This is a genomic window from Agrobacterium sp. NPDC090273 (assembly GCF_044772305.1).
In the GTDB taxonomy this organism is placed as follows: domain Bacteria; phylum Pseudomonadota; class Alphaproteobacteria; order Rhizobiales; family Rhizobiaceae; genus Agrobacterium.
This window is the reverse complement of record NZ_JBIVYN010000006.1, coordinates 1-15,726: the sequence shown is the minus strand read 5'-3', so window position 1 is coordinate 15,726 and position 15,726 is coordinate 1. Positions and strand designations below refer to the sequence as shown.

At 51.3% G+C, this 15,726-nt stretch carries 14 protein-coding genes and 1 pseudogene; 5 read left to right on the top strand and 10 right to left on the bottom strand.

The genetic code is table 11. From position 1 onward, the window contains the following. Window positions 1–6: 6 nt before the first annotated feature. Together ACIQT8_RS16555 and ACIQT8_RS16550 are read right to left on the bottom strand one after the other, a co-directional pair. A complete protein-coding gene (locus ACIQT8_RS16555) occupies window positions 7–1,089 on the bottom strand; it encodes a glycosyltransferase family 4 protein (RefSeq protein ID WP_400967249.1) in 1,083 nt (360 codons plus the stop codon). Next, window positions 1,086–2,300 (bottom strand): glycosyltransferase, encoded by a 1,215-nt coding sequence (locus ACIQT8_RS16550; RefSeq protein ID WP_400967247.1) that lies wholly within the window; start codon window positions 2,298–2,300, stop codon window positions 1,086–1,088. The genes ACIQT8_RS16555 and ACIQT8_RS16550 overlap by 4 nt, the downstream gene beginning before the upstream one ends. 519 nt (window positions 2,301–2,819) lie before the next feature. Here ACIQT8_RS16550 and ACIQT8_RS16545 point away from each other — a divergent pair. The 3 genes from ACIQT8_RS16545 to ACIQT8_RS16535 all read left to right on the top strand — a co-directional run bounded on the left by ACIQT8_RS16545 (window position 2,820) and on the right by ACIQT8_RS16535 (window position 5,996). Next, on the top strand, window positions 2,820–4,136 hold the full coding sequence (locus ACIQT8_RS16545; protein WP_400967244.1) for a hypothetical protein: 1,317 nt from the start codon (window positions 2,820–2,822) through the stop codon (window positions 4,134–4,136). A gap of 75 nt (window positions 4,137–4,211) precedes the next feature. After that, window positions 4,212–5,273: an acyltransferase family protein gene (locus ACIQT8_RS16540; protein WP_400967242.1), complete on the top strand. Its 1,062-nt coding sequence runs from the start codon at window positions 4,212–4,214 to the stop codon at window positions 5,271–5,273. 21 nt (window positions 5,274–5,294) lie between these two features. Beyond that, window positions 5,295–5,996, top strand: a complete 702-nt coding sequence (locus ACIQT8_RS16535) for an SGNH/GDSL hydrolase family protein (RefSeq protein ID WP_400967239.1) — start codon at window positions 5,295–5,297, stop codon at window positions 5,994–5,996. Window positions 5,997–6,120: 124 nt separating this feature from the next. On the opposite strand, the gene ACIQT8_RS16530 is transcribed toward ACIQT8_RS16535, so the two are convergent. The 4 genes from ACIQT8_RS16530 to ACIQT8_RS16515 form a co-directional block, all read right to left on the bottom strand. Continuing rightward, window positions 6,121–6,753: a transglutaminase-like cysteine peptidase gene (locus tag ACIQT8_RS16530; RefSeq protein ID WP_400967236.1), complete on the bottom strand. Its 633-nt coding sequence runs from the start codon at window positions 6,751–6,753 to the stop codon at window positions 6,121–6,123. A gap of 188 nt (window positions 6,754–6,941) precedes the next feature. Further along, a complete protein-coding gene (locus tag ACIQT8_RS16525; protein WP_400967233.1) occupies window positions 6,942–7,493 on the bottom strand; it encodes a serine O-acetyltransferase in 552 nt (183 codons plus the stop codon). Window positions 7,494–7,576: 83 nt separating this feature from the next. After that, complete coding sequence (locus ACIQT8_RS16520) at window positions 7,577–8,530, bottom strand: polysaccharide pyruvyl transferase family protein (protein ID WP_400967231.1); 954 nt, start codon at window positions 8,528–8,530, stop codon at window positions 7,577–7,579. 90 nt (window positions 8,531–8,620) lie between these two features. Then, window positions 8,621–9,886 carry a lipopolysaccharide biosynthesis protein gene (locus ACIQT8_RS16515; RefSeq protein WP_400967228.1) on the bottom strand — a complete coding sequence of 422 codons (1,266 nt, stop codon included), beginning with the start codon at window positions 9,884–9,886 and terminating at the stop codon, window positions 8,621–8,623. Window positions 9,887–10,192: 306 nt separating this feature from the next. Here ACIQT8_RS16515 and ACIQT8_RS16510 point away from each other — a divergent pair, with 306 nt between their 5' ends. Then, the gene (locus tag ACIQT8_RS16510) at window positions 10,193–10,759 is read left to right on the top strand and encodes a serine O-acetyltransferase (RefSeq protein ID WP_400967225.1); all 567 of its coding nucleotides are present in this window, start codon (window positions 10,193–10,195) and stop codon (window positions 10,757–10,759) included. 64 nt (window positions 10,760–10,823) lie between these two features. Here ACIQT8_RS16510 and ACIQT8_RS16505 read toward each other — a convergent pair whose 3' ends face one another. The 3 genes from ACIQT8_RS16505 to xylF form a co-directional block, all read right to left on the bottom strand. Continuing rightward, window positions 10,824–11,606 carry an ATP-binding cassette domain-containing protein gene (locus ACIQT8_RS16505; protein ID WP_138793517.1) on the bottom strand — a complete coding sequence of 261 codons (783 nt, stop codon included), beginning with the start codon at window positions 11,604–11,606 and terminating at the stop codon, window positions 10,824–10,826. A gap of 19 nt (window positions 11,607–11,625) precedes the next feature. Further along, a complete protein-coding gene (locus ACIQT8_RS16500; protein WP_138793518.1) occupies window positions 11,626–12,939 on the bottom strand; it encodes a sugar ABC transporter permease in 1,314 nt (437 codons plus the stop codon). An 80-nt stretch (window positions 12,940–13,019) separates the two neighbouring features. Further along, window positions 13,020–14,060, bottom strand: a complete 1,041-nt coding sequence (xylF, locus tag ACIQT8_RS16495; RefSeq protein ID WP_138793519.1) for a D-xylose ABC transporter substrate-binding protein — start codon at window positions 14,058–14,060, stop codon at window positions 13,020–13,022. 242 nt (window positions 14,061–14,302) lie between these two features. On the opposite strand from xylF, the gene ACIQT8_RS16490 reads away from it, so the two are divergent. Then, on the top strand, window positions 14,303–15,544 hold the full coding sequence (locus ACIQT8_RS16490) for an ROK family protein (RefSeq protein ID WP_400967220.1): 1,242 nt from the start codon (window positions 14,303–14,305) through the stop codon (window positions 15,542–15,544). Between the two features lie 20 nt (window positions 15,545–15,564). Here the strand turns inward: ACIQT8_RS16490 and ACIQT8_RS16485 are convergent. Then, window positions 15,565–15,726, bottom strand: a pseudogene (locus tag ACIQT8_RS16485) (glycerol-3-phosphate dehydrogenase); the annotation flags it as partial.

Genomic DNA, 15,726 nt, shown 5'->3' with positions numbered 1-15,726 from the left:
ATTCACCTAGACGGTTTGCAGATACTTCAAAAGTTTCTCGGCACTCTTTTCCCACGTAAACTGCTGCAGTGTGCTGCGAGAGTGTTCAAACGCGGAAACAAGAATTGACCGATCGGTGGTGACGTCGCGAATGGCGCGCTCAAGTCCTTCCGGGTTTGTCGGACTAAAGTAGATCGCAGCCGCACCACAGACTTCCTTGAGCACATCGATATCGCTCACAAGCACGGGCGCGCCGCATGCCAGCGCCTCAATGGGAGGAATACCAAAACCTTCATAGAGGCTTGGAAACAAGAGCGCATAGGCACGCCGATAAAGCGCAACGATCGCCTCGTCCGAGACACGCCCGGTATAGATGATGTTCGATGCTTCAATGAGCTTGCTGTCCGCGAACACCTTTGAATTCGCCCCACCCGAAACAACAAGTTTGAAATTCTTGGGCGCGGACTTCAAAAATGCCTCGATGGCAAAATCGATATTCTTGTGGGGCGCCTTTGATCCGAGAATGAAGAAGTAGAGTGCGTCGGCAAGGCCGAGTTTTTCAATGATACTGCTATCAGCATCAATGCGAAGAATGTGATCATGGCCGTTCGCGAAAACGGGAATGGCCCGCTCAGGTACCTTCAGGACCTGAGCGATCTCCCGAGCAGAGAAATCGGAAACCGTGCCTATTCTGGCAATCCGTGAACACACGCCGTCGATCAACATGTGCAAGGAGCGATAGGCTTTGGAGAAGTACTGAGGGAAGCGGTAAATCACCGCATCATGGATAATCAGCAACTGCCGCAACTTAAACAGTGGCGCGCTGTTTGCAAGATTGAGAAGATAGCCGTCCCGAGCAAGCCATGGCAGATAGAATTGCTCCCAGCCATGTCCGCTGAAGGCGCCAGCCTTCTTCTGCCTGATATGCATAAGCGGCAGAGTGTCATCGCAACGACCCGGCACGAGCAGAACGAACTCAAAATTTTCTCTCAGGTCCGGGCTTGCTGCAAGCTGACGATCCAACGCCGTGACAATCTCGCGCGCGTAACGCTGAACCCCTGTCACAGCGCCAGTGAGGAAGCGTCCGTTGATATAGATGCGACGCGTCATAGCGGTCGCCCCTCACGCAGATCGTGAATGAACGACAATATCTCTTGTCCGATCGTGTCCTGGTTGAAACGCGCTTTGTGCTCCGTGGCGTAGGCACGCCAGCCATTCAACAGCACGCGATCTTCCAGCAACTTTTTCAGCATCGCCTTCCAAGCAGCGTGATCGCCCGGCGGCAACAAGGCTCCGCTCCTGCCGTCATCAACGAGTTCGGGAATCCCACCACGGTTGCTGGCAAGAACAGGGAGCCCCTGGCTAAGAGCGTGGATCGCAACACCAGGAGAGTTTTCCGCCCAGATCGACGGCACACAGAGAACGTCGCTGTTTTCAATCAGATTGCTCAACTCCGTCTGTGGAATAAAGCCCGCAAAATGGCACCATCGCTCGTTCCCGTAACGTGCACGCAGGGCCTCCTCATCTGTGCCGCGTCCCGCTATCGTGATGGAAAACTGGTGATCGGCAGCAAGTTCCGAAAGCACTTCAAGCAGAAGATCTATGCCCTTTGTCGAGTGAATCCGCCCCGCGAACAGGATGCGCAAGTAGTCAGCCTCTACCCGTTCGACAGTTGGCTGCGGATACGTATTCGCGTCGAGAATGTCGGTGTTTTTGAAGTTGCGGACAGGGAAGAAGTTCGCCACCGTCTCAAGATTGGCCCGAGAAGGTGAGCAGAGCCCAAGCTTCACGACGTTTTTCATGTAGCCATACTTCACCTTAGCCGAGACGGCGCAGGGTTTGCAGTGGCCCGTACAATTGCCGCCATTCTTGTACATAGTGGTCTTGATACAAGCGAGATTGAGATCGTGCAGGAACATCACGACGGACACGTCTCGTCCTTCGAAACATTTGAGAATGTTGTGCCCCATGCCCTGCGCCATATGAATGTTCACGTGGTCCGGCTGAAACTCGTCCAGCACATGGTTCACGAGAATCTCATTGCGCGGATCGAAATGGTCCTGCAAATGCCAGACAGGCTTGCGCCAGCCGCCAACCTGCTGCGCTGCCTTAACCGGGTAGATGTGTGGTGTGGTAAGGCGCCAAGTGCGAAGCCCATCCACCATATCACCATGAAGAACGTCCGCTTCGCTGTTGGCAGACGTCAAAACGCCCACCTCATGACCCTGCTGAACCAGCCAACGCGCGAAGTTCCACGCGCTCATTTCTGCCCCACCGACAATATTCGGCGGAAATAGCGCAGAAATCGTCAGAATGCGCATAATTATTCCTTATCAAATACATGCTGCGCGAGAGCGCCAAAAAAATCGAAACTGAAACCGGTATTCTTCGTCAAAAAATATACTGAAAATTCGAAGTCAAAGGGCACAACGTCCAGAACACCGGCAAATCCGGAGACCTGTCATCAACGCCACCTAAACTTACTGACTGCTTTGCGATGCGGCAACCCGCCAATTGCGTGTCTGGTTAATCCGTATGATTTCAACATCACGATTACGCAACATTGCCTTTGAGCGCTGTAAATCTACCGCAACAAACTTGGGAAATTTACTGCAAACAATCAAAAATTCCGCAGTTGCGAAGTTGGGCCTTGACGAAAGGACGCGGCCCACGAATAATTTTATGATATTTTTTCATGTTTGTTTGTGTGCAAAACCGTAGCTGAATTTGAATTTTCTGTTTGTTAAAATTTATTGCATCGCGAGAGGCGAGGCCTGAAACGGCACTGAGGACCGAAAAGCCGCCGGATTGCAGAGACGTTATTTTTTAAGGGCGTTCTTTTGAACAAGTTTTTCACTCGACGCAATGTCGAAAACTTCACTGTATTTTTCCTGACTCTCGCTTTTCTTATGTACGCGACGCGTGACGCGCTGTCCGGTGCAATGCGCTATTACTTCGACTTGCTGCATATCGGATTCGTATGGTTTCTCATCGATATAACAGCCTTTATTGCCTTCATTATCTTCGCTTTCCAGCAAATATGGGTTCGCAAAAATCTCTATGGAATATGGGTCACAGTTTGCTTCATATTTTCGCTGGCAGTCAGCCTCCTGACGACCAATGACACGATGGTCGGCTTTTTTTCGTCCATCAAAATGTTCGCACCGATGTTTATCGGGTTAGCCCTCGGCGGTGTCGCGGTCGAACAAAAACGTTGGGTGATGAATTTTCTGCGATTCATATTTATCGCAACAATCATCGGCCTGCTGCTCAATCCCCATGTAGATTATCCTTGGCTTGGCCAAGAAATCGAAGTGTTCGGCGTCACGCGCGAAGCAACTCGTCTTTGGTGGGTAAGTGGCGGTATCGTTCGCTATGGTGGCTTTGCTGGCGACAGTACAATGGCGAGTTACTTCATCGTTTTCCTTTTCACAATGTTGTCCCGACATCATTCCCTGATGACAAACCTCTCTTGTCTGCCGTTTGCATTTTGGGCGATCAATACCACCACAAGCAAGACTGCCATGGGCGTGATGGTTGTTTCCGTAGCACTCTATCTCCTCGATTATTGCATTCGAAACAAGGCGATAAGTGTATTCCTTCTCAGGTCATCAGCACGTCTGTCTTTCCTGTGTTTGCTGGTGCCGCCACTGCTTATGCTCTTGGTGGGAGGTATGGATCTTGGAAGCATTAGCGGAAACCTGCTCAGCCTTCAGGACCGCATCAACAACACTTGGAGCGGTCCCTTCATCGTAATGGCAGACATGTTTCCCGTCACAATGTTTACCGGGTGCGGGCTAGGATGCTTCACTTATCCGATGTTCTATACATCCTACGGACATTTGATGATCCCACTGGATAACTTCTATCTGGTGACCTTCCTAATGATGGGATTCCCAATACTGTTTTATTTTTATTCGATGTACCGCAGCGCGTCTTTCAGCGTCGATATCTCCAAACTGCAAATGATGACCATATTCAACATCTACGCTGTGACAGTTCAATGTTACGGCCCTTCATTCGCCACGCTCATGGTTGGCTATATTTTTAGCGACATTTTCGCGCTTCGGTTCAAGGAAGAAACAAGAGGCAGACTAGCGAAAAAAGTCGGATCTTTCTCGAGTAGATTTGAGAAAGCTGAAGTACGACCAACCTGACTGCTCTACATCATAGAGAAATTTTCTCGCATATTTCGATCTATGTTACCGGCAACGGGTAAAGGAATATTCTCGATGAGTGCAGAAGCACCCAGATCGCCCTCCAGATTTGTTTACATTGACTGTATCCGCGGCTTGGCAGCACTTTACGTCTTGCTGCAGCACACCCTAGAATACGGCGGCTTTATTCGCGTGATTGGTGAAGGGCCCTACAACTGGATTGCGAATTTCGGACAAGCTGGTGTGTTCGCCTTCTTTCTCGTCAGCGGCTTCGTAATACCCTCTAGTTTGGAGCGTTCCCAATCCTCTGCTGATTTTTGGGTTAAACGAGCAACACGTATCTACCCACTCTACCTGTTTATTTTCGCGCTCACTTTTCTTTTCAAAACCTTTGTTGCTTTAGAGCCTCTGCAAAGTCTTGGCCTCACGTTCTTCGGCCAAATTTTCTTCTTAAATTCGTGGGTTGGCCTAGTCGATTATGTCGAAGGATCCTGGACACTCGTTATCGAGATGATGTGGTACATCGGTCTTTTTGGGTGGTGGAAAATAAACGGTAGTTTACATACCAACCGACTGCTTATAACAGCGTTTGTGCTGTGCATAATTGTGAGCTTGATCGCGATTTACTCTCCGATCCGCGTTCCTCTTGGACGTCTGGGAATGATGCTCGCGTGCTGCTGGGGCCTCTTCGTGCTCGATTACTCCAGAGGCAGGTTCCAGCTCCGAGACTTCATGATTGTAAACGCCCTGTTCCTTTGCACGACGGCATTCATTCTGTACGTCGGCTTCGGGTTGCGACCCAGCAGCCAATCCGCCGAGATCATGCCGTTTCAGGTGGCGCTCAGCTCCTGGCTGATTGGCGCGGCAACCTTCTTCTTTTTCTATATATTCAGAGCATCATCGATCGCGCATAACAAGATATTGATTTGGCTTGGAACTATAAGCTACTCGGTATACTTAACACATCCTCTGATATTACGGGTTCTTCACTACCATAATATTGAAGGATACTATCTGCTACTCGCAGGAATCACGCTAACCATGCTGGTGTCGACACTCACATATCGTTTTATCGAACACCCATTTACAAGTTCATCGCATGGGAAAAACAAGAAATACCAGCTCGAAAAAGCCTAACCTCCATTGATTGATAGAGAAATGCAAAAATATACCTACATCATATCGGCATTGACGATTATTACGCTTGTGTACCTTTGGGGGTTCGTTTCAGCACAAACGAAGATCTTTCCTTATGATCTCATCACCAAAGTTGAGCGGCGTATTTTGGGGAAAAATCTCGATTACAATCGAAACTCAATGTACCCAGTCAAGGATGACCTGAAGAAGGGTGATATCAGCAAGGATATACTGTTTATCGGTGACTCTCACATTGAGCTGGGAAACTGGGCAGACTTCCTCAAACCTATTGACGTTGCCAACCTGGGAATAGCCGGCGAAACGTCTGCTCAACTGCTCGAGAGGGTCAAAAAATACGATATTCGTTCAAAGACGGTTGTCGCGGTTATAGGAACAAACGATCTGGGCAGCGAGCGGCTGGAAAAGTCCCAACAGAATATTGAAGCAATTATTCAGATTTTGGCCGAGTCCAATAAGCTTTACTTCGTCTCGACGCCCTACACCGGCAATGCCAGCCAGAGAGACTATGTTCAAGCGCTCAACAACACGGAGAAATCCGTTTGTGACAGCAGATCACGATGCAAGTTTCTCAATATCAATAGCCTGATCTCATCGAACGGTCTTTTAAAATCCGATCTTAGCTTCGACGGTATTCACATGAACAGAGATGGATATCTACTATTCTCCGAGCAGTTACGAAGCGCTTTGACGAAAGCGGACTAGCGCGACGCGCAGCGCTTTTCTACGGATGTGATGAGATGACGGTTAAAAGCGTTGGCAGATATTTTGATTCTGACTGCCAACGCCCGACAATGTTTGCGAGCCCATCAAAATTTTCTTTATGCAATCAGAGAGACAGCCACTTGTTGGGATCATCCGGCGACTGAATTTTGACCCAGCGAAGCTGGGTCGCAATCCACGGCTTGACAACATTGGTACGATTATCAAGAACCAAATCGCCTTTTGTCGTGCTCACGATCAATACTGCGTGTCCGACCCCGTTTTCAAGCCTACCAGTAGCGATCCGCAGCGCGCCTGAAGGCCAACCAGCCTTCAGAAGCTGCTGTCGCTTGGTTAGCGCATAATCCTCGCAGTCCCCCTGTATAACGTTGATTTTCCAATCATCGTCAGCGCCATTGTCTTCGGAATAAGCAATTTTTGTATTGATTTCGGAATTGATCCGCTGCAGTAGAGCGCGTTTTTCCTTTGTCAACTCGACGTTGGTTTCCGTACCTTGCGCGCGGCACTGATCACTCTCCTGCAAACAGAACTTGGCGAAGGCAAAGGGCGGGATTGTCTCACGTCGACCGGTCAGGAACAGACCAGGACGATTTTGCGCTTGCGTGCCGTTGCGAGCAATACCGCCCGGCGTGAAAGCATAGGCTTGAGCAGTACCAGCCAGAATTGTGCTTGCGCTTATTACTGCCATCACTGCAAGATGTCTAACTCTCACCATCAACTTTCGCTCCTGTCCGCCCATGTCTTTGTCTTGTGTCAGGACGATACAGGCAGGCGATTGCTATGGGTTTAAACGGATAGAACGTATTTTATCGATCCGATACTGATTGAAAAATTAGACAGGCAATCCAGTAGCGAACAGCAGATATAAATTCGGTAATGGTGAAAGCTGCAGATACAGGGTCACCAGAAGAAAGCTTGGAAGTGATACTATGTGATTTTTCGAATATAAATTATGGCAGGTATAGCAACGGCTGTTGCTCCGGCAGGCAGATCTTCCAGAAGAACACAATTTGCCCCAACACGAGCACTGTTCCCTACCTTGATCTTACCTGTCACGACGGCTCCCGCTGCAATATAGGCCCCATCTTCAAGCACAGGATTTTCTTCTTTTCCACACCCTGACTGACCAATGGTGACATTCTGCAACAACGTCACATCACGGCCTATAATCACACGCGCAACCGATATTCCATATGGGTGCGGAATATAGAAGCCACCACCAATTTCGGCATCGACATCAATACCGGATTTAAACAATACACCAGAGATCGCCCAGACAATTTTACGAATAGAACTACCGACAAAAGGAAGTCTCTCTGCGGCTTCTTGAATACGCCTTGTGAAAATGAACTGAAATCCGGGAGAAAATAGAAAGAGACCTACAATCGACTTCCAATTATAAACACGACTTTCCCGGCGGGCAAACATTCTCAGGTCAGCCGTCACCTTCTGCCTGATACTTTCCTGATACATGGCCATCCAAATATTCTAAGCGACAGATTCTTGTATAGGGCCCGCAACTGGCAACGGCACAAGCAGCGGGCCCTAAAATTTAGCGCCAATTAGCTCGATACAAACTGCGACTTCCATTTGCGAATTGCATCAAACGGCAGGTTTAAAGACACTTTTTCAGAGCCGCCGATCCACGTCTGCATGGAAGTAAAATCATCGCGCTTACAGGTGGGTAGGTTTGTATTCCGAGAAATCTCCGCTGCGCGATTGTCAACTTCCACGATTAATGATCGCACGTTGTTCTGCAGAGCAAGAATGCCACAATGCAACCGTGTGCCAATGTAGTCGACGTTGCCACTCTTGAATATACTACGAACGCCGGAAAGGCTTGGCTCTACGACGTCAAACTGACCGGATGAAATTTCATTGAGATAGGCAAGATCGTCATACATCTGTGGCCAGAAGTGAACTTTTTTGTAGTTTGCGTTGAGCGTATTTACGAAAGCTTTGTCGATTTCCGGCTTGCGTAGATAAGCTGTCAGCGTGAAGACGACCTCATCCTTCTTCGTCACAGGGATCTCGGCGGTATGTTCGGGCGTCAAATCCCACATGGTCGGGCATCCGGTATAGACGACATTATGGATGCCGACACTGCGCAACTTCTCCTGAGTATAGGTGTCACGTACCGAATGAAGGTATTTCCTGTTTAGAAGCTTCTGGTAAATCCATTTGGTCGCAAAATCTGGCGTGCTTTGGTATTTGTGCCAGCCTACGCCCATCAAGAGGGGGCTTCCTGCGCGCGAAATATCCTGTAGCCGAAGTTTCCACTGGCGGTACCACCACCAATGGCTAACTAAAATATTCGTACCGCCGACAAAGGTGTAATCCGCATCTCTCAAGTAATCACGAGCAACCGGACCAGGAACATCATGGGACGGAATACCGGTGAAAAAGCCGTTGGGGAAAATCTCGCGCAAATGTTTGTGCACAGATTCCATAATGATTTGGTCGCCAAGATTGTCGGTTACATAGGAAGTATCAAATATAGAAACCTTTTCCATCATACTTGGTATTCTCCATAAAAAGGGATGCAAAAATCCAACGACCAAAAATCACTAAGCGCCCCTAGGGCATATACAAAGCCTCCGGCAAGCTTACGCATGATCCGGTCCCTTCATTGTTGTGGCAAATTTAACAAGATAGACGGCCTTAGCTGTGGCGATCAAAAGTGCGCTCGTCAGCGCCGCGATTCCAGCTCCATCAAGACCAAAGATCATCATCATGGCGTAAGCAACCGACACAGTCAGCACCACACCGACCATGTTAATCAGTGCGTAATGCCTATCCTTTCTCAGACTAGTAAGACCCGTACTCAAGATGTCCGAACACGACCGAACAACGGCCGCCAACAACATCATGATAAATAGACCACGATGGTCGGCAATCTGGTGCAGGTCCATGAGGTGGATTAATATTTCGCAAGCAGCGAATATCCCAAAGCTAAGCACCATCGACATCGCTGCAGTCTTGAGAAATTGCTCGCGCATGGCTTTTCGCCAGTCCGTCGACGTACCTTCGTTGTGTGCCCGGAAGAGGATTGGGAGTGCTACTTGCACCACCGCAGTGCTAATCAGCGTTTGCAACGAGTTCGTCAGCGTCCAAAAGAAAGTGTAGATGCCTGTTAGTGTCAGTCCTAGTACAAGATTGACCACATATCGGTCCGCATACATCAACCCGACAAGGCAAAGGTCACTGACATATATTATCCATGACGTTTTCAGACGAGACCGCAGCCATTCGTTGTGAATCGGCGCCCGCACGATCTCATTAAACGGCCATTGACGAATGAAATACATCAACGCGAACAAAGTTGGAATGTAGGAAAGAATCCAGCCTAGAAAGACCCATTCAATCGAACGGAACTCAGGTAGTAGTACTCCAGCGCCGATTACCAGCGGCACCCAAAGTGCCGAGCGGAAAAAAACCAATATGTTCGCCTGGATCGACATATCCTGCGCAATCATCGGAATATGGATGTCCAAGGCATATGTCTCAAGCCAAAGCAGCATGAGAATAAGCAGATGGATGCGTTTTACATCTAGCCCCAGCACCACCGTAATACCTAAGCCAATGATCGTAACAACGCCGAGCGAGACCGTTGTCACCATCAACCGGCTTTTAACTCGCACGCCAGCGAACTCGCGCGTCTGACCAACCAAATCACGGGCAACAAAATAGTTAAGTCCCCAGCCGACAAATGCGGGCACAAAACTGATAACGCCAACAGCAAGCCCATAGATGCCTGTAGCATCGAGCCCGAGATATTTGACGATGTAGAATGAAAGAACGAACCGAAAAACGAGCGTAAAACCACGCAGTCCCAGGTTTGATATACTTTTCGCTGCTCCTAGAGGCCTCATACAACTCCTCCCCTGAGAGGAGATAGCTTATCAATAAGACAAAGCTGAAGAATCCATCCCAAAAGTCGCAAACCAAACAGTCGCAACACCTAAATTCCCTTTTCTTCGTTCTTTTCCGTCTTGACGAAATGGCGGGGTACGAAGCAAAACATCATAATAAAAATAAAAAAAACGACTTCTTGTGCATCGCACAATCTAACCTGATATCGCTCATACCATGGGCGTTTCTAATTAGGAAGTGCCACAGGACGGCAATATATTTCACATCTCCCTGTGTGCTCGGTTCATCTCAGAATTATTAGAACAATGATTGAAGAAACTCTTTTTCAGAAAATAAAGGCGGACATACGCAATTACGCGCGCATCCAAAAAGCCGATTTAAACGCAAAGTTGATACTTAGGCTTTTTTTCCTCACTGCAGGATTTCAGTTCGTATTTGCTCGTCGCGTTCAAGAAATACTTGAACGGGTGCCTATCTTCGGCAAACCCCTACGACGCGTATGGTGGTGGCTCACATGTATTCTCTTTGGATCGGAGATAGCGATAGTAACAAAGGTCGCGGGCGGGCTCTACATACCCCATCCTTACGGCATCGTTATTGGCGCGGCCACTCTTCACGCCAATGTCACGGTGCTGCAGAATGTAACGATCGGCAGACGTAGCAAGGCGGATGCGAGCGATCCGGTCATTGGGGAGAATGTCTTCCTCGGTGCGGGTTGTGTCGTGCTAGGGGGGATAACGCTCGGCAAAGGCTCATCGGTGGGCGCAAATTCGGTGCTTTTGACCGACCTGCCCGAAGGTGCAACGGCAATCGGCATTCCTGCTAAAATTCGTCTTGCACAAAACGCCCAGACCAGCACGGCGATCGCCTGATCCATTAAGCAAAACGCCCGGATAGACCGGGCGTTTTTCAGTATCAGGAAAATGTCATCAGGTTTCACACCGCGACGGCACCCGGACCTGGCACCGCACCGGCCGGCACCTTGCCGAGGATGATCATGCCAAGGACCTCGTCCTTCGTCACATCCTGTGTGCGGGCGTGACCAACAACCTTTCCGTTTTTCATCACGAATACCCGATCGGCGAGATCGAACACGTCATGGATATCGTGGCTGATGAGAAAGATGCCAATCCCCTGCCGTTTCAATTCCTTTACTAGATCACCGACCTGCGCCGTCTCCTGGGGACCAAGCGCTGCAGTTGGTTCATCCATAATGAGGATGCGGGCATCAAACAGAATGGCACGTGCAATCGCGACGGACTGCCGCTGACCACCTGAAAGCGCCTTCACCGGCTCCTTGAAGCGTCTGAAATTCGGGTTCAACCGCCCCATGACCTCTCGCGCCGAGGCTTCCATGGCAACGTCATCCAACGTACCCCACTTCGTCTTCAACTCACGTCCGAGATAAAGATTTGCTGCGGCGTCGACGTTGTCGGCGACGGCCAGGGTCTGATAGATCGTCTCGATCCCGTATTTCTTGGCGTCGCGGGGATTGCGGATATCCGCATCCTCGCCGTTGATGAGAATTTCTCCGTTATCCCGCCTGTAGGCGCCGGAAAGAATCTTGATGAGCGTCGATTTTCCCGCGCCATTGTGTCCCAGCAGGGCCACGACCTCTCCGGGGAAAAGATCGACGGAGGCGTTTTCCACCGCATGAATACCGCCGAAGGAAATGGAAATGTTACGCATTTCCACGAGGGGAGTGATTTGTTCAACCATATCGGTGTCTCCTCGGTTCTTACTTTGCGCGAGCGCGGTAGATGGTGTCGAGCCACACGGCCACGACGAGCACCACGCCAACGACAATGCGTTGGAAAGGCGTGTCGATCCCCACAAGCACCATTCCGGACTGCAACGACTGCATGACCAGCGCACCGAGCATCGCGCCCGCTATCGTTCCGACACCGCCAGCAAGCGACGTCCCGCCGATCACTGCGGCGGCGATGGTGTAGAGTTCATCCAGCTCTCCTTGTGCGTTGGTTGCGGCGTTAAGTCGAGCTGTCGATATTGCGGCTGCGATGGCGCAGAGCACGCCCATCAACGTGAATATCTTCACCGTCACCCAGCGGGTTTTGATCCCCGCCAATTCCGCCGCCTCCGGATTTCCGCCGATGGCAAAGACATAACGGCCAAAGCGCAGCCGAGTGGCAATAAATGTCATCACGGCACCGACAGCGAGCGCCATCAGCACCGGGATGGCAATGCCATGAGAGATGAACAAGCCACCATCCGGCCAAGCGATACCATTCGCATCCGCGTAGTTGCGGGCGATGTTGACCGGCCACGGATAGCTGTTGACGATCGCAACGAAGCCAATAACGATGAAGCAGCCGAGTGCTGCCAGAAAATACTCCGCCCAGACGGGACGCAATGGAAAGCCAAAACGGCGACGCTGGTGCCTTGAATTCAGGATCGCTGCAACAATGGCGAGACAGGCGACGATGGCAGCGATCCAGCTCCACGTAGCGCCAATCGACCCGCTGGTGCCACCACCCATAAGCCGAAAGGTCGAGTCCATTGGAGCAACCGTACGACCGCTGGTGATGAACCACGTACCACCACGCCAAACCAGTAGGCCACCAAGCGTGACAATAAAGGACGGCACATTGAGGAAGGCAATGATGGAGCCTTGCAGCATGCCTATGCCACCACCGACGAGAATGCCGACCAAAAGCGTGATGATCCATGTCGCGCCGTGTTCGAAACCGAGGATCTGCGGCAAAATCTCCGCTTGGGTCACACCCATGATCATGCCGGAAAAGCCAAGGATGGACCCGACCGATAGATCAATATTGCGGGTGACTATTACAAGCACCATCCCCGTTGCCATAACTGCAACGGAGGCTGTCTGTACCGACAGGTTCCAGAGGTTTCGCGGCGTCAAAAATAGGCCGCCGGAAAGGATATGAAATCCTATCCAGATCAGAAGAAGCGCACCAACCATGCCAAGAAGACGAGTGTCCAGTTCGGTCGCACTGATGAAGCGCGCAATTGAACCAGATTTGTCGCTCTTGGACGGCGTGGTTGAATTGGTTTGGGTAATGTCGGCCATGGACTGCCGGTCCTCCTCACGTCTGAAAGGCGCCGCGCCACTATCTGCAGCGCAGCGCCCAAGCTCGGACACTTGATGTATCAGTTGCAGGCCTTGACGGTTCCGGCCTTCACACCCTGGCAAGCTGTTTCTTTCTTGATCCAGCCAGCGTCGATCACAACACCGAGGTTGTCCTTGGTGATGGCAACCGGCTTGAGGAATACCGACTGCATCGCGACCTTCTTCGGACCACCTTCAAAAGTCGTCACACCTTTGATTTCTGTCATCTTCTTGCCACCGGCAAGTTCCAGCGCGATGCCCGCTGCTTCCTTGCCCAGTTCACGGCTGTCCTTCCAGACGGAAACCGTCTGCGTGCCGAGCGCAACTCGATTAAGGGCTGCAAAGTCAGCATCCTGACCCGAAACAGGAACGGAACCGGCAAGACCCTGTGCCGCCAGAGCAGCGATTGCACCGCCAGCCGTTCCATCATTCGAAGCAACAACAGCATCGACCTTGTTGTTGTTCTTGGTCAGGAACTGCTCCATGTTTTTCTGGGCGTTTTCTGGCTTCCAGCCATCCGTATAGGCTTCGCCGACATTCTTGATCTTGCCGCTGTCAACAGCGGCTTTCAGGACCTCCTGCTGCCCGGCAAACAGGAAGTCGGCGTTCGGATCGGCAGACGAACCCTTGATGAAGACGTAGTTGCCTTCAGGTTTGACCTTGAAGACTTCAGCAGCCTGCAAACGTCCAACTTCCTTGTTATCGAAGGTAATATAGAACGCGCTCTGGTTTTCGATCAGGCGGTCATAACCAACGACCGGAATACCCTCAGCAACGGCCTTTTCTACCGCCGGGCCGATTGCGTCGCTGTCCTGCGCAAGAATGATAAGCGCATTGGCGCCCTGCGAGATCAGCGATTCAACGTCCGTCAGCTGCTTGGCAGCTGATGACTGAGCGTCCGCAGAAATATATTTCGCTCCGGCTTTTTCCAGTGCGGACTTGATCGCTGCCTCATCGGTCTTCCAGCGCTCTTCCTGAAAGTTGGACCAGGAAACGCCCACGACGAGATCGGCAGCAATAGCGGCTGTATGCAGAGAAACGAGCACAGCGGTGCCCGCCAAAAGCTTGGCAAATGAATTCATGATGTCCTCCCGGTAAGGGCGAAGCCTGCACCTCCATGCAGGAAAACCGCCCGAAAAATGCTGCCGGCCACTGTGATTTCACAATTTTCTCGACAGTCGAGAAAATTAATGTCAGAGATTCCCCAGGCTGTCAACAACGGCTGCGGGCAGTCTTTTGATGTCTTGATTTGGCTTGTGGCTTCGGCCATTGGCATGCCCGCAGGGACAACAAGAACAGACCCTTCAGGGAGCAGACACGGCACATGTCCGTCATTGCAAGTACCGAACTGGTGCGCCAGAAAAACAGCCTTTCGGTGCTGTCGGCCCTTCGTCGCCAAGGCAGCCTGTCACACACAGATCTCTCATCGTTCACCGGACTGGCATCGGCGACGGTCTCTGCCATAACCGCAGATCTTGAACGGACAGGACTGATACAACGCAAGGAACAACAAAACGCTGCAGGACGCGGACGTCCCCGAATTCTCTTTGGTCCAAACGGAGCCTTTTGCTACGTCGCAATTATCATCATCTCGTCCGACAGCGTGCAGTATTCGCTTGTGGATTACTCGGGCAAACTGGTGGACAGGTTCGCAGAACAACGGAACGTGACTGCAAAAGGTACGTTCGCCAACTCCATCGTCGCCGGCATGGAAAGGCTGGCACTACGTTCACACATATCCAGAACAGACATTCTCCAGATCTCCATCAGCAGCAAAGGATTGGTCGACACGACCTCCGCCACGCTCGTCTGGTCGCCGGTACTGGGTAACGAGAAAATCAACTTTCAGGAAATTCTGGGGGAAAACGGGCAAGTTCGGGTTACCCTGAACAATGAAACCCTGCTTGCCGCAAAAGCGGTGGCGATCAGGGAAAACATGCGCGATGAGCTGGCCGCCGGCGCAGAGGCGCTTGTCGCCTTGTCGCTGGGCCACAGCATCGGACTTGGGATTGCGCGACGAAACGGTGACACCATCGACCTCAGCGCCCCAAACTTCGGGCACATGCTCCATCTCGCTGATGGCGCGTTGTGCCGTTGCGGCACGAGAGGCTGTATCGAGGCCTATAGCGGTTTTTACGCGATCCTCCGTTCAGCCTTTGAAGCGCCAACCCATGCCGAACCGGCGAAGTTCGTGCCAGTCGCAGAAGTCGACAAGATTGCTGTCGCCGCACGTGCCGGCGCACGCATGCCACGCCTTGCCTTTCGTACAGCCGGACTGTCGCTTGGCAACGGATTGTCAAGGCTCTTCAGCTTGCACGGCCACATGCCTGTTTACCTGACAGGACCGGGCACACGATATTTCGACCTTCTGGAAAGCGGGATCACCGACGGCCTCGCCCAGTCCCAGGCCGTCCGTTTTGGCGGAATGCCGAAACTACGGATTAGACCCGATGAATCCGAATTGGTTTTCGAAGGCCATCTGGACCTCGCTCTGTCGGCTGCAGACGACTATGTCCTGACACAGGACAGCGTGCTGAAAAACGGCAGAAACGCCAACACCGATTGAACGATTTGCTGCACGAGCGGTCAGGCCGCTTCAGGCACCCGCAAGAAGTCGTTGAGCTCGGCAATCTGTTCCTTGTTCAACCTCAAGCCCTGTTTTGTGCGTCTCCAGAGGATGTCATCGGCGGTGACGGCCCATTCGCGTTCGACCAGCCAGCGCACCTCGATCTCGTAGAGCGTTCCACC

Coding starts and splice junctions, on each gene's coding strand:
- ACIQT8_RS16555 (WP_400967249.1), bottom strand. CDS start 1,089: ATGACGCGTCGCATCTATATCAACGGACGCTTCCTCACTGGCGCTGTG.
- ACIQT8_RS16550 (WP_400967247.1), bottom strand. CDS start 2,300: ATGCGCATTCTGACGATTTCTGCGCTATTTCCGCCGAATATTGTCGGT.
- ACIQT8_RS16540 (WP_400967242.1), top strand. CDS start 4,212: ATGAGTGCAGAAGCACCCAGATCGCCCTCCAGATTTGTTTACATTGAC.
- ACIQT8_RS16535 (WP_400967239.1), top strand. CDS start 5,295: ATGCAAAAATATACCTACATCATATCGGCATTGACGATTATTACGCTT.
- ACIQT8_RS16530 (WP_400967236.1), bottom strand. CDS start 6,753: ATGGGCGGACAGGAGCGAAAGTTGATGGTGAGAGTTAGACATCTTGCA.
- ACIQT8_RS16525 (WP_400967233.1), bottom strand. CDS start 7,493: ATGGCCATGTATCAGGAAAGTATCAGGCAGAAGGTGACGGCTGACCTG.
- ACIQT8_RS16520 (WP_400967231.1), bottom strand. CDS start 8,530: ATGATGGAAAAGGTTTCTATATTTGATACTTCCTATGTAACCGACAAT.
- ACIQT8_RS16515 (WP_400967228.1), bottom strand. CDS start 9,886: ATGAGGCCTCTAGGAGCAGCGAAAAGTATATCAAACCTGGGACTGCGT.
- ACIQT8_RS16510 (WP_400967225.1), top strand. CDS start 10,193: ATGATTGAAGAAACTCTTTTTCAGAAAATAAAGGCGGACATACGCAAT.
- ACIQT8_RS16505 (WP_138793517.1), bottom strand. CDS start 11,606: ATGGTTGAACAAATCACTCCCCTCGTGGAAATGCGTAACATTTCCATT.
- ACIQT8_RS16500 (WP_138793518.1), bottom strand. CDS start 12,939: ATGGCCGACATTACCCAAACCAATTCAACCACGCCGTCCAAGAGCGAC.
- xylF (WP_138793519.1), bottom strand. CDS start 14,060: ATGAATTCATTTGCCAAGCTTTTGGCGGGCACCGCTGTGCTCGTTTCT.
- ACIQT8_RS16490 (WP_400967220.1), top strand. CDS start 14,303: ATGTCCGTCATTGCAAGTACCGAACTGGTGCGCCAGAAAAACAGCCTT.